This is a genomic window from Moorena bouillonii PNG (assembly GCF_001942495.1).
Classification (GTDB): domain Bacteria; phylum Cyanobacteriota; class Cyanobacteriia; order Cyanobacteriales; family Coleofasciculaceae; genus Moorena; species Moorena bouillonii.
On sequence record NZ_MKZS01000001.1, the window covers coordinates 4,393,764 to 4,406,782 of the forward strand.

General features: G+C 45.8%; 12 protein-coding genes (1 of these 12 only partly in view). 8 read left to right on the plus strand and 4 right to left on the minus strand.

Features of this window, described 5'->3' with window-relative positions; all coding sequences use genetic code 11:
- On the minus strand, nucleotides 1–1,406 hold the 5' portion of the coding sequence (gene ribBA, locus BJP37_RS17905) for a bifunctional 3,4-dihydroxy-2-butanone-4-phosphate synthase/GTP cyclohydrolase II (protein ID WP_143727667.1). 274 nt of this gene lie to the left of the window's left edge; only the first 1,406 of its 1,680 coding nucleotides appear in the window; the start codon lies at nucleotides 1,404–1,406; the stop codon falls past the left edge of the window.
- A 677-nt stretch (nucleotides 1,407–2,083) separates the two neighbouring features.
- Between ribBA and argC the strand changes: the two genes are divergently transcribed.
- Nucleotides 2,084–3,142 carry an N-acetyl-gamma-glutamyl-phosphate reductase gene (gene argC / locus BJP37_RS17910; RefSeq protein ID WP_075900741.1) on the plus strand — a complete coding sequence of 353 codons (1,059 nt, stop codon included), beginning with the start codon at nucleotides 2,084–2,086 and terminating at the stop codon, nucleotides 3,140–3,142.
- Between the two features lie 243 nt (nucleotides 3,143–3,385).
- Here argC and eno read toward each other — a convergent pair whose 3' ends face one another.
- Entirely contained in the window at nucleotides 3,386–4,684 is a 1,299-nt protein-coding gene (gene eno / locus BJP37_RS17915; protein ID WP_075900743.1) for a phosphopyruvate hydratase, read from the minus strand.
- A 101-nt stretch (nucleotides 4,685–4,785) separates the two neighbouring features.
- On the opposite strand from eno, the gene BJP37_RS43635 reads away from it, so the two are divergent.
- The 5 genes from BJP37_RS43635 (at nucleotide 4,786) to BJP37_RS43640 (ending at nucleotide 7,543) form a co-directional block, all read left to right on the plus strand.
- Entirely contained in the window at nucleotides 4,786–4,908 is a 123-nt protein-coding gene (locus tag BJP37_RS43635) for a hypothetical protein (RefSeq protein WP_269087016.1), read from the plus strand.
- A gap of 291 nt (nucleotides 4,909–5,199) precedes the next feature.
- A complete protein-coding gene (locus BJP37_RS17920) occupies nucleotides 5,200–5,994 on the plus strand; it encodes a hypothetical protein (RefSeq protein ID WP_075900745.1) in 795 nt (264 codons plus the stop codon).
- Between the two features lie 11 nt (nucleotides 5,995–6,005).
- On the plus strand, nucleotides 6,006–6,515 hold the full coding sequence (locus BJP37_RS17925) for a hypothetical protein (RefSeq protein WP_075900747.1): 510 nt from the start codon (nucleotides 6,006–6,008) through the stop codon (nucleotides 6,513–6,515).
- Nucleotides 6,516–6,912: 397 nt separating this feature from the next.
- Entirely contained in the window at nucleotides 6,913–7,374 is a 462-nt protein-coding gene (gene dtd, locus BJP37_RS17930) for a D-aminoacyl-tRNA deacylase (RefSeq protein WP_075900749.1), read from the plus strand.
- A 43-nt stretch (nucleotides 7,375–7,417) separates the two neighbouring features.
- The gene (locus BJP37_RS43640) at nucleotides 7,418–7,543 is read left to right on the plus strand and encodes a hypothetical protein (RefSeq protein ID WP_269087017.1); all 126 of its coding nucleotides are present in this window, start codon (nucleotides 7,418–7,420) and stop codon (nucleotides 7,541–7,543) included.
- Here BJP37_RS43640 and BJP37_RS17935 read toward each other — a convergent pair.
- Nucleotides 7,522–11,793 (minus strand): HEAT repeat domain-containing protein, encoded by a 4,272-nt coding sequence (locus BJP37_RS17935; RefSeq protein ID WP_075900751.1) that lies wholly within the window; start codon nucleotides 11,791–11,793, stop codon nucleotides 7,522–7,524. The two genes, BJP37_RS43640 and BJP37_RS17935, sit on opposite strands and share 22 nt — an antisense overlap.
- 17 nt (nucleotides 11,794–11,810) lie before the next feature.
- On the opposite strand from BJP37_RS17935, the gene BJP37_RS43645 reads away from it, so the two are divergent.
- Nucleotides 11,811–11,942, plus strand: coding sequence for a hypothetical protein (locus BJP37_RS43645; RefSeq protein WP_269087018.1), 132 nt, complete (start codon nucleotides 11,811–11,813; stop codon nucleotides 11,940–11,942).
- Between the two features lie 344 nt (nucleotides 11,943–12,286).
- On the plus strand, nucleotides 12,287–12,715 hold the full coding sequence (gloA, locus tag BJP37_RS17940) for a lactoylglutathione lyase (protein WP_075900753.1): 429 nt from the start codon (nucleotides 12,287–12,289) through the stop codon (nucleotides 12,713–12,715).
- Between the two features lie 3 nt (nucleotides 12,716–12,718).
- Here the strand turns inward: gloA and BJP37_RS43650 are convergent, their stop codons facing one another.
- Entirely contained in the window at nucleotides 12,719–12,847 is a 129-nt protein-coding gene (locus tag BJP37_RS43650) for a hypothetical protein (RefSeq protein WP_269087019.1), read from the minus strand.
- Between the last annotated feature and the right edge of the window lie 172 nt (nucleotides 12,848–13,019).

Consider the following 13,019-nt stretch of genomic DNA (forward strand, 5'->3'; position numbering starts at 1 on the left):
TGTACGATTAAAGCAGGTTTCTCAAAAACTGCGGACGCTACAGGTCTTGACTCCTCCTGCAATAATAAGTTCTGGCTATGAGCTAGAGACCGTAGCTTTTCTAAACGCTGATAACGTTCTGTCACCTGTTGGGGCTGGTCTTGCCAATGAATCGCTACCGTAACTAGATAGGTCTGCAACAGCAGATGACCCAGCTTCTGTGCTTTAGTTGCCAGATAGCTAGAATTGTAGTCATTAGCTTCAATCAACAATGGGACCCGACCCACTACCTCCAATCCATAACCTTTTAAACCAGCGATTTTGCGAGGATTATTGGTAATCAAGCAAATTTTCTTAACTCCTAAATCATTGAGAATTTGTGCTCCCATGCCATAGTCTCGCAGGTCAGCAGGGAATCCCAAACGTTCATTTGCTTCTACGGTATCCAGTCCCATATCTTGCAAGGAATAGGCTTTCAACTTATTGACCAAACCAATCCCTCGGCCTTCTTGCCGCAAATAAACCACGACTCCCTGACCAGAATTCTCAATCATGTTTAGGGCTGCTTGTAGTTGCATTCGACAGTCACAGCGCATAGAACCCAAGGCATCTCCCGTTAAACATTCTGAGTGCATCCGCACCATCACTTGATGATCTTTGAACTGAGTCGGGTCTCCTTTTACAACGGCAACATGCTCCGAGTGATCTAACGTGTTGCGGTAAGCGTAAATCTGGAAACTCCCAAAACTACTGGGGAATTGGGCAACGGATTCTCGATAAACAAAGCGGTCATGTTTGAGGCGGTAACTGATTAAATCAGCAATACTGATAATTTTGAGTTGATGCTTATTGGCATACTCAATCAACTCTGGCAAGCGAGCCATGGAGCCATCAGCATTTTGAATTTCACAGATCACACCCGCTGGGTATAAACCTGCCAGTCTTGATAAGTCAACCCCTGCTTCCGTATGACCAGCCCGTTTCAATACCCCTCCCTTTCTAGCACGGAGGGGAAAAATGTGACCAGGTCGTCGCAAATCACTAGGTTTCGTTACTGGGTTGATCGCAAACTGGATAGTACGAGCACGGTCTTCAGCCGAGATACCAGTCGTCACCCCTAAGTGGGGTGCTGCATCAATGCTCACGGTAAACGCTGTCTGGTTAGTGTCCGTGTTGTTACTCACCATTAGCGGAAGGTCTAGAGCATCCAAGCGCTCCCCTGTCATCGCCAGACAAATCAACCCTCGTGCTTCCACTGCCATGAAATTAATCATGTCAGGGGTAGCAAATTGTGCAGCACAAATTAGGTCTCCTTCGTTTTCCCGATTTTCATCATCAACCACCACCACTGGGTGACCTGATTTTAGGTCTGCCAGAGCATCATCAATGCTATCAAACTTATACACATCAGTTTTCGTGGATTCCACTTGTTTGCTGCTTTTGTTTAATTTAATGAATGGGCTTGAAATCAATGGGAGCATGATCCTAGCTCATTTTCCCAAGTTTGACACTTGACGCTTAGGTGAGATGGGTGCATCTCAATGCCTGAAATTAGGCAAAAATTCCCCCGAAAATTCCCACACTTCCCACGCGCCCCCGCCCCCCTCCCCAAACTTCCCAAACTTCCCTTCTTTTTTACAAATATTGAGATGCACCCGGTTAGATGTTCTTGGTCACTAGTATAGTCTATAGCTTGTTTTAAGCTGACCCCTAAGGGCTGATAGCTGAATGCTTACGAAATCACAACTGGTCTTGTGCCATTCAAATGTTGCCAATAACTGAGGGATTAGGGTAAACTTAGTCAGTTTTTACGATCCTTTGCTAGGGGATAATTTTTGTTAGTGATCGGATTGACTAACAGATGTGGCAACTGCACAAATAGTGCTAAAACAGGACGTAGAAAACTGAGCCACTGTTCGCAAGACAGTGAATGAAAATACCTGTGGAGAGGGTCTGACGGGGACTGAGCTTGTTCTTGGTCTAGTCAAGAGTCCCGCAAGCAGGTGTATACTCAGCCCCAAGGTTGAGAATCTCCCACTGAGCTAGCAATTAGCCCTTAGTGGGGGAGGATATCAAAGCTCTTACCCTATAGGAAAGGAACATGATGGGGGATTTAGAACGCCTGCCAGTAGGCATAATTGGTGCTTCTGGTTATGGTGGCGTACAACTTGTAAGGCTCTTGATGGATCACCCAGGAGTCGATGTAGTTTATTTGGGTGGAGAAAGCAGTGCTGGCAAGGCATTTACTGAGCTTTACCCTCATCTAGGCCATCGTGTTAATCTAACCATTGAGCCTATTGACATAAATACTATTGTATCCCGTTGTCAGGTAGTGTTTCTGTCGTTGCCTAACGGTTTAGCCCATAAGCTAGCACCATCACTGTTATCAAAAGGATTAAAAGTTCTCGATCTCTCAGCTGACTATCGATTTAGTAAACTTGAAACTTACAAAAGCTGGTACGGTGGAGAGCGCCACGACCAAGAAACCGCTGCTACTGCTGTTTATGGTTTACCGGAACTGTATCGCGATCGCATTTCCTCTGCCCAATTAGTCGCTTGTCCTGGTTGCTACGTCACCAGCAGCCTACTCGCCCTTGCTCCCCTGCTCAAACAGGGTCTGATTATTCCAGACACTGCCATTATCGATGCCAAATCCGGTACCTCTGGGGGTGGACGCAAGGCAAAAACCAATCTCTTACTAGCAGAAGCTGACAGCTCTCTAGCCCCTTATGGCGTGACTCATCACCGCCATACCCCAGAAATTGAGCAAATTTGCAGTCATTTAGCCAGTCATGAAGTCAGGGTGCAATTTACACCCCACCTGGTTCCCATGGTACGGGGAATCTTAGCTACCGTTTATGCCACATTGCAGGATCCGGGACTAGTCAGGGAAGATTTGTTCACCATTTACACGGCCTTTTACCGCGCCTCTCCCTTTGTCCGGGTGTTACCCAGTGGCACCTATCCCCAAACCAAGTGGGCTTGTGGCACTAATCTTTGTTACATAGGGGTAGAAGTCGATACCCGAACTGACCGAGTTATCGTTATGTCAGTCATCGACAACTTGCTCAAAGGTCAAGCTGGTCAAGCCGTACAGTGCTTGAATCTGATGATGGGTTGGGATGAAACCCTAGGCTTGCCTCAACTGAGTTTTTATCCGTAAATCGGTTCTGGGAAGGATGTGCAGAAGATACCAGAAGTAGGGGGAGATAGGAAAAAACCATTCCTCCTAAACTCCCCACCAAATAACCTTGGCCTATTGGCCACCGGTGCGCGTTAAACCTTAAACCTTAAACCTTAAACCTTAAACCTTCAACCTCCTAACCTCCTAACCTTAAACCTTAAACCTTAAACCTTAAACCTTAAACCTTCAACCTTCAACCTTCAACCTTCAACCTCCTAACCTTCAACCCTGACACAGCGGGCCCATGCCACAAGTTCCAGCATAAATGGCGCGATCGCCTAATTCATCTTCAATCCGCAGCAACTGGTTATACTTAGCCACCCGTTCACTACGGCACAGTGAACCTGTTTTAATTTGACCGGCACGAGTAGCAACAGCAAGATCAGCAATAGTAGTATCTTCGGTTTCCCCAGAACGGTGACTAATCACGGAACGGAAACCGTTGCGAGTTGCTAAGTCAATGGTTTCAAGAGTTTCGGTCAAGGAACCAATTTGATTGAGCTTAATCAAGATCGAGTTACCCGCACCGACATCAATACCTTTTTGTAGCCTGGTGGGATTGGTAACAAATAGGTCATCACCCACTAACTGAATACGGGAACCCAGTTTTTCAGTGAGCAACTGCCAATTACTCCAATCCTCTTCGTGGAGTCCATCTTCAATGGAAACAATGGGGTATTGCCCCACCAACTCAGCTAGATAGTTAACAAACTCCTCTGGGGAGTGAGATGCCCCATCATAGACATACTGAGCCTCTTTGTAGAACTCGCTCGCGGCCACATCCATGGCTAAAGCGATTTGTTCCCCTGGCTTATACCCAGATGTTTCTATAGCGGCAATCAATAAGTCTAGCGCTTCTTTATTTGACCCCAAGTTGGGAGCAAAGCCACCTTCATCTCCCACACCGGTAAGCAATTTTTTCTCTTTTAAAACCTTAGCCAAGGCGGCAAAAACCTCAGCTCCCCAGCGCAGAGCCTCTCGAAATGACTGTGCTCCCACTGGCACAATCATGAATTCCTGAAAATCCACATTATTATCCGCATGAGCACCACCGTTGATTACATTCATCAACGGAACTGGTAGTAGATTAGCTAGTGGTCCACCTAAGTAGCGGTAAAGGGGTAGTCCTTTACTAGCGGCTGCCGCTTTAGCTGTAGCTAGGGAAATCGCTAGGATGGCATTTGCTCCCATATTCTTTTTGTTGGCGGAACCATCCCGACGAATCATCTTGTGGTCAAGCAACATTTGGTTGAGAGCATCGTTTTCCAATAGCTCTGGGGCGAGTTTTTCTTTGATATTCGATACTGCTTTGAGTACCCCTTTACCACCGTAGCGACGGGGATCATTATCTCGTAGTTCATGGGCTTCAAAAGTACCAGTAGAAGCACCACTTGGAACTTGGGCAATTCCCACCGCACCGCTAACAAGGCGCACTTGGGCTTCTACTGTCGGACGTCCACGAGAATCTAATATCTCTCTGGCATCAATTGCCGCAATTGCAGTTTCTGATTTAGTCAACATGCTTTTTCCTCTAATTATCTAAAGATTGCAACTGCCTTAATCGTTAAATCGCTCTAGGATAAGAAAGGAATGTCACTTCTTTTCAATCTCCTAGTTAATCAATGATGTCAGCCATCTCAGCCCTTAGGAGCTGTGAGCTATCCGCTATTAGCTATCAGCTTAAGCGCTACGCGCACGCTACGGGAACAGCCATGGTTGAAAAGCTGACTCCTTGGTGGTTATAACTGGGTACTGATAACTTAATGCTTACGATGAGATTGTGCCACTTTAAGGTCTGGAACATCAACACTACACAGTTTTATATACCTAGAGTATTGTTGATATAATCGCCCTAAATATTTCGACCATACTAATGGTGATATGGCTCACGAAAATTGCTGAAAATAATCACAATTATTTTAGAGTTGGCTCACAACAAACCAAAATTATTTTAAATAAGCTAGGGGAAGACTAGTTAAGATGACTAGGGTTTCGGGACTCTTACTGACCTGTTGTTAAGGGCAATAATATCATCTATGATTTCCTCCCCACTTCAGAAATTTGTGTTTAGACCAGCATTGATTTCAGCAACAGTATTTGCTGCGCTGACGTTACCCGTAGGCTGGTTCGGTGCTAAGCCAATATCCATTAAAGTACAGGAGGAGCAAATATTATACGGTAATGTGCGAGATGCGGCAACCCCTTACCTGACCTTAGCAACGGTGATTAGCCTAGGAGCTGGTATGGCCAGTGTAGCTATAGCAGGATGGCAAAAGTCTGCTCAACAATCATCGCAACTTCAGTCACAGCTATCAGATCTAGCACAACAAATTCAGAAAAAGGAAGAATTATTAGAAAAACTTAGGCTTTCAGAATCCCAGCAGAACCTTCCTCAACACAAGCCTTTAGACAATCAGATAGACAATCAGATAGACAATCAGATAGACAATCAGATAGACAATCAGATAGACAATCAGACATCGCCACAGCAGCCAATTAACTATACCGTCTATACTAGTTCTAGCTTCGAGTCAAACCGTGAACCACTGGTTACTAAGAGTGGGTCGAGAGAATATCAACCAGTAGCTAAATCTGTGATGAAGGTGCCAGCCAAAACCTTTGAGTACAAGCGATTGGCCGTAGGCCACGCTACGCGAATGCAAACTGGTGTGGGTAATAGTCAAACCCATACTGGGCTTGAATCCCATTCTGAAGTAGTATCATTACCATCGGAAGATATTCAGCAACTTCAAAGTCAGTTGCAACAGGTCAAAGCTCAGATGACAGCGATGCAAAAGGTTTTGCACAAGCAACACTTTGTATCTACTTGAACACTAACGTTATGTCTAGCCCATCACCCATCGACCCTCAAACCCCATCGGGATTGGCCGTTGGCCACCCTAAGCGATCAGAATTTGAGCTAAATCTGCTCAAACAGGAATATTTTTTCCTGCAAACTACTGTAGAAGATTACAACAAACAAATCTGGGTGATTAAAGCCTTGGGGATTACGGCCACTGGTGTGGTTGTGCGCATGGTCTTAAAAGAAAAACAGAATAGCATTGCCCTGATTGGGTGTGCTATTCCCCTGTTCTTCTGGATTCTAGAAAGTCAGTGGAAGCACTTCCAGCGCGGTTTCTATCCCCGTTTGGGAGAAATTGAGGAAATTTTGACTCAGGAGTTTAACTTGCGCAGTCCAGCTATTTTTACTGGCTGGAGTCGTACCTTTAAGCGCAGTAATATTCCCAAACGCCAAGGCTATCTTTGGGATGGTTTATTAAACCGTAGCGTTTGCATTACTTATCTGTTAGAAATTGGCTTTCTTTTGGTATTATCGTTAATTAGGTTTTAGGAATTAGAAGTGTTGAACAGGGAACAGGGAACAGGGAACAGGGAATCGGGAATCGGGAATCGGGAATCGGGAAGAAATGGTTCCCTAGTGTGGCGATTATAAATGAGTATAAAATAATTGCTCGGAAGCTTACTAAGTAAGGCTTTTAGTGATTTAAAAAAGCAATTTTCATAAAAATTGCTTTTTATTGTATTGATACAGTACCTTTGTGGAATCCCTTGCTATTTAAGGGGTAATCGCTCATTTAAACTAGTTATTGAGTATAATCAGTCTAGGATAGGCATTGATCATAACACCTAAAAACACTCAGATCTTTTTCCTACTGTTCCCAGATCCGCTGCTCCCTGTTCCCTAAAACCCAGGACGAAATACCTCAGCAAATTGAGAACTGCTACATATGCGAGTAATCATCCAACGAGTCAAATCCTCCCAAGTCGAAGTAGAAACAACAGTGATTGGGAAAATAGGGCGAGGGCTTAACCTACTAGTCGGTATTGCGGATACTGATACGGAAGCTGAATTGGACTGGATGGTGCGAAAGTGTCTAGACTTAAGGCTATTTCCAGACGAGACTACTGGTAATGACCGTTGGGAAAAGTCCGTGCAGGATATAGGTGGTGAGCTATTGGTGGTTAGCCAGTTTACCCTTTATGGAGATTGTCGCAAAGGACGTCGCCCTTCCTTTAGTCAGTCCGCTGCTCCAGAATACGCTAGGGCATTATATCAACTATTTGTGGATAAGTTACGGATGAGTGGGTTGCGGGTAGAAACTGGTGAGTTTGGTGCTATGATGGAGGTTTGTATAGAGAATGATGGTCCTGTGACACTGTTGTTGGAGAAAGAGGCATCAGTAAGGTAAGGGAACAGGGAACAGGGAACAGGGAACAGGGAGTGTGGGAAGTTTGGGGAGATGGGGAGATGGGGAGATGGGAAACATTTTTATAGCGTTTATCATACTGACGAGGTACAGTAAATTTTCGTCTTACACCGACTCCCGACTCCCGACTCAAGACAAGTCAATGGAATAATAATCCAAACTACCAAGTCCTGGACCCTGAGTCCACCGTGAATCAGGTTTCCAAGCACCATTTTCTTCTTCCCGGCGGCGAGTGTAGACACTGAGCTGATTATCGTTAATTTTCAGTAGATTATATTGCCAGGGATAAGCGGATCGTAGTTCAAAGGTCGGTGCGCTAAAGGTGCCAGCACAAATTCCATGGAGTTTGCGCCCATCTCGGCTGAGGTCGTAAGGGAAAAGGCTGGCTTGGGCTTTGTGGATGTGCCCGTGGAGGAACAAACGGAATCCAGCAACAGCGAGTTGTTGCATGAAGCCTTGGTCGGTAATCCTATCGCTTCCGTCACTATTTAGGGGATGGTGCCAAACTGCAATTTTCAGAAAGTTGTCGTAATCTTTATTACGGCGAATCTCGGTCAGGGCATTGCTCACAGCACCTGAGTGGATGCTAGCACGGTCTCTGAAGTGGTGATCCAGTTGCCAAGCGGAGTTTAGTCCTAGGATCAGCAAGTTTTGGTCTGGGAGATAGTCGATAATCCCTTGCTGGTCATAGTCGAGGGGATAGGGTTGAGTTTTGATAGCTTGATAGAATTGGCTGAAGTGGGCAAAGCGTTGTTGGTATTTGGTTTCGTCTTGGACTCGAATCACATCTTCACCTTTGATATAGTGACCCTCTTTGAGTTCACCATCGTAGTCTTCGAGATCCAATAACTGATAAGCCCGCTTTGCTAGTTTCCAGTTGAGGTCGTGGTTACCGGGAACTAGGACAATTTGCTTCGGGTCTAGGGGGAAGTCTAGGCAGAGGTTGTAGAGAAACTGTTGTGCAGCCTGGTATTCTTCTGGAGTGGAATAATTGGCAATATCACCCGATAGGATCAGAGCATCAAGGTGAGGGATGTCAAGGTCTTGGGTGAGGTCTTGAGCCAGTTGGTTTGACCAAAGGGTAGCTTGCTCACTGGTGGTGATGTGGAGGTCCGAGAGGTGGAGGATGTATATGGTTTGAGTGGCAATGAATTTGGGAGGATCGGGTTTGGGACGATAGGTTGGGTTGTAGAATTGGCAGCGCTTTTGAATGGCTTGAATAGCTTTGATGGTTTTCTGAACAGTATTTTTATCATTAGTTGCTGTAAATTCTTCCTTGTTCAGCCAATTAATCAGTTTAGGAATGGTGGCTTCTGTCCCGATTTTTCCCAGAGCAGATGCCGCACTATAACGCACATTATAATAGTGGTCATCATCCAGCAATTTAATTAAGGGGTCGATGGTGGCTTCTGTCCCGATTTTTCCCAGAGCAGATGCCGCACGAATACGCACAGATGATTGGTCATCATCCAGGCATTTAATTAAGGGGTCTATCGCCACTTCTGTCCCGATTTTTTCCAGAGCTTCTGCTGCACTACTACGCACATCATAGATATCATCATCCAGACATTTAATTAAGGGGTCTATCGCCACTTCTGTGCCAATCTTTCCCAGAGCATCTGCCGCACGAATACGCACCCAATAGGAGTCATCATCGAGCAATTTAATTAAGGGGTCGATGGTGGCTTCTGTCCCGATTTCTTCCAGAGCAGATGCCGCACTAATACGCACATCATAGTGGTCATCATCCAGCAATTTAATTAAGGGGTTTATAGCGACTTCTGTCCCGATTTCTCCCAGAGCAGATGCCGAAATAATACGCACAAAAAAATCGTCATCATCCAGCAATTTAATTAAGGGGTCGATGGTGGCTTCTGTCCCGATTTCTCCCAGAGCAGATGCCGCAATACTACGAACATCAGAGTGGTCATCATCCAGCAATTTAATTAAGGGGTCGATGGTGGCTTCTGTGCCGATTTTTCCCAGAGCTTCTGCCGCACGAATACGCACCAACTCGTGGTCATCATCGAGCAATTTAATTAAGGGGTTTATAGCGGCTTCTGTCCCGATATTTCCCAGAGCTTCTGCCGCACTTATACGCACAGAATAGTGGTCATGATCCAGCAATTTAATTAAGAGGTTTATAGCGGATTCTGTCCCGATTTTTCCCAGAGCTTTTGCCGCACTACTACGCACATGAGAGGAGTCATCATCGAGCAATTTAATTAAGGGTTCGATGGTGGTTTCTGTCCCGATATTTCCCAGAGCCTCTGCCGCACGAATACGCACAGATGAGTGTTCATCATCGAGCAATTTAATTAAGGGGTCGATGGTGGCTTCTGTCCCGATATTTCCCAGAGCTTCTGCCGCACTTATACGCACAGAATAGTGGTCATCATCCAGTAATTTAATTAAGGGGTCGATGGTGGCTTCTGTCCCGATTTTTCCCAGAGCATCTGCCGCACGACTACGCACATAATACTCGTTGTCATCCAGCAATTTAATTAAAGAGTCGATGGTGGCTTCTGTCCCGATTTTTCCCAGAGCATCTGCCGCACGACTACGCACATAATACTCGTTGTCATCCAGCAATTTAATTAAAGAGTCGATGGTGGCTTCTGTCCCGATTTTTCCCAGAGCATCTGCCGCACGACTACGCACATAATACTCGTTGTCATCCAGCAATTTAATTAAAGAGTCGATGGTGGCTTCTGTCCCGATTTCTCCCAGAGCTTTTGCCGCACTACTACGCACATCAGAGGAGTCATCATCCAGCAATTTAATTAACCGGTCGATGGTGGCTTCTGTCCCGATTTTTCCGAGAGCATATGCCGCACTACTACGCACATCATCGTGGTCATCATCCAGCAATTTAATTAACGGGTCGATGGTGGCTTCTGTCCCGATTTTTTCCAGAGCAGATGCCGCAACACTACGCACAGAATACTCGTCATGATCCAGGTATTTATCTATTAGCTCAGGTATGGCTCTGTCTGATGCAGTTATTCCCAACAACTGAACCTTAAGTAAGGTCGAAACCTCTAACCGAGCCACCAACCCCACAGTGTGTTCTTGAAACTCTGGTTTTACTGCTCCTGCTAACCTGGCTCCCAGTTGCCAATCCACTGCTAACCCTAACCTTACGACCCGCTTTGCTTGCTTTTGATTGTCTACCAATTGCAGCATTAGCACTAGAGGTTCTGTCCATTTCAAATAATTGAGATAGTTTTGTTGCAACTCCTGATCACTAAGACGTGGTAATTGCTTCAATAAATATTCCGCTGTATAGTATTCTTGGATTAGTTGGTGTCGAAACTCAATCAAATCTCCTGATTGTTGAATCAAGTGATGGTTGAGTAAATCCTTTAGCCAAGTCCTAGCGCGAACATCAGGATCGGTAAAATTATTATGACGTAGATAGTCAGTTAAAATTTCCTGGGCTTTTGTTTTGGGAATAGCAACGGTAATCTCTTTGGGATTATCCCCTGTTGTCATCACAAACCCTAACTGTTGCAGCAGGTCTGGCCAAAATTCTCTTGATTCCTCGGAAACGTTAACATCTTGCTTGATTTTTTCCGAATAGAACTGGGTAAATGAGCGAAACACTAACCCCAGATTGGACGGTATATCCCCCTTATCCTGAAACAGGGCACATAGCATCATCAATAGTAGAGGAGTTTGCCCAAATTCCCGTAAGCGATCGCCCAATTGCTTAAGCATCTGCTCTCCCTGTTGAGGCAAATGCTTGCGGACAAACTTCGACATTTGGTCTGCACTCAAGGGTTGCATTTCCAACTTCTTCTGAATCCCCAAGTCACCACCAACTCCTAAATCCCTGGTGGTGAAAATCATGGGAGTAGTCTTGTGGTATTTCTGCCGAAACTTATTCAAATCCAGGCGTGCTGCTTCTGACGGTAGCTCGTTTACCCCATCGATCAGTAACCAGAATTGTTCCTCAAACAATAGTCTTTCGATCTCCTTCGAGTCCAGCGGTTGACCAAGATGGCTTTCTAGGAAATGCTTCACTAACTCCAACACGGATGTCTGGTGATATCGCAGTTCCACCAGCACCGGAATTTTCCCTTCTATTCCTTCATCCCCCAACAATCGCACTAAGGCTGTGGATTTACCGGACCCCGGACGTCCTACCAGTAAAACATGCTCCGCAGCATACTTCCGCAATCCTGCCAGCACAGGCAACCGCTCAGTTTCTTCCCGATTCTGGTCTCTTTGTGGCTGCTCGGACTTGATGGTTTGCACCATCAGGCCAAAATCAAACAGCCCAGGAGTCTGTTGCTGCTGCTTGCGCTTGCGGTCTTCGACATCGGTCGGGGTATAAGCTTGCCACCATTGGGCGTACTCTTGACGGATTGATGCTAGATAGGGATCCCAAGTGACCATCTTAAGGTTGAATCGGGTTGAAGGTTAGTTGGTTTAAGGTTGTTCGCGTAGCGTGGCCAAAGGCCAAGGTTAGTTGGTTTAAGGGAGTAGGGAATCGGGAATCGGGAATCGGGAATCGGGAATCGGGAGTGGGAAAATGCGATCGCTAAATGAACTGTAGAATAATCAACTCTATTCTAGACACAAGAAGCTCGTAAACTCTGCCAGGTCTAGTGGCCGGAACCCCAAACCCGACCTTGATCAGAATTCGAGGGATAGCGCTGGGTTCTCAATTATATTTCAGATATCAAAGCAAAATGCTATAGCAATTCTGATACTCATCAGGTAAACAGGATTTCTTCCCGATTCCCGACTCCCGACTCCCGATTCCCGATTCCCGATTCCCGACTCCCGATTCCCTACTCCCTACTCCCTACTCCCTACTCCCTGCTCCCTCTAACAACTGCTATACAATAGAACGGAATTGGCTGATTCAACAGGAGACACTAAGCTAATGCGAATGCTACACACAATGCTGCGAGTCGGCAATCTTGAGGAATCGATCAAGTTTTACTGCGATGTCCTAGGCATGAAGCTGCTCCGTCAGAAGGACTTTCCAGGGGGAAAATTTACCTTAGCATTTGTAGGCTACGGGGATGAATCTGACAACACGGTTATTGAACTAACTTATAACTGGGGGGTTGATCAGTACAACATCGGGGATGCTTTCGGTCATATTGCTCTTGGTGTAGACGATATCTACCAAACCTGCGACCAAATTAAATCTCTTGGTGGTAAGGTAGTGCGGGAGCCAGGACCGATGAAGCACGGTTCAACAGTGATTGCTTTTGTGGAAGACCCGAGTGGATACAAGATTGAACTGATCCAGCGCAAAGATCAGGAGTCTGCCAAGAAACCAGAAGCAACAGCAGTTGCTGGCTAATAACTATAGGGAATCGGGAGTCGGGAATCGGGAATCGGGAATCGGGAGTCGGGATAAGAAAATTGAATCTAGCTGGTAAGTATGGGAAACCCTATAAAAATGTTTCCCATCTCCCCATCTCCCTATCCTCATAAGGGTAGGTTTTTTACAAAGGGGCGAGTAGGTACTTTGATTGTCTTGATGCAAAGCGCGAGTGGGGGAAACCACGCCAGTTGCTCATGGGGGGAACCCCCAAGACCGCACTGGCTCCCCAAGACCGCGCTGCATCGCTACGTAGAAATTCCTCAAAATATGTATCAAAATA

Coding starts and splice junctions, on each gene's coding strand:
- argC (WP_075900741.1), top strand. CDS start 2,084: ATGGGGGATTTAGAACGCCTGCCAGTAGGCATAATTGGTGCTTCTGGT.
- eno (WP_075900743.1), bottom strand. CDS start 4,684: ATGTTGACTAAATCAGAAACTGCAATTGCGGCAATTGATGCCAGAGAG.
- BJP37_RS43635 (WP_269087016.1), top strand. CDS start 4,786: ATGATGTCAGCCATCTCAGCCCTTAGGAGCTGTGAGCTATCCGCTATT.
- BJP37_RS17920 (WP_075900745.1), top strand. CDS start 5,200: ATGATTTCCTCCCCACTTCAGAAATTTGTGTTTAGACCAGCATTGATT.
- BJP37_RS17925 (WP_075900747.1), top strand. CDS start 6,006: ATGTCTAGCCCATCACCCATCGACCCTCAAACCCCATCGGGATTGGCC.
- dtd (WP_075900749.1), top strand. CDS start 6,913: ATGCGAGTAATCATCCAACGAGTCAAATCCTCCCAAGTCGAAGTAGAA.
- BJP37_RS17935 (WP_075900751.1), bottom strand. CDS start 11,793: ATGGTCACTTGGGATCCCTATCTAGCATCAATCCGTCAAGAGTACGCC.
- gloA (WP_075900753.1), top strand. CDS start 12,287: ATGCGAATGCTACACACAATGCTGCGAGTCGGCAATCTTGAGGAATCG.
- BJP37_RS43650 (WP_269087019.1), bottom strand. CDS start 12,847: ATGAGGATAGGGAGATGGGGAGATGGGAAACATTTTTATAGGGTTTCC.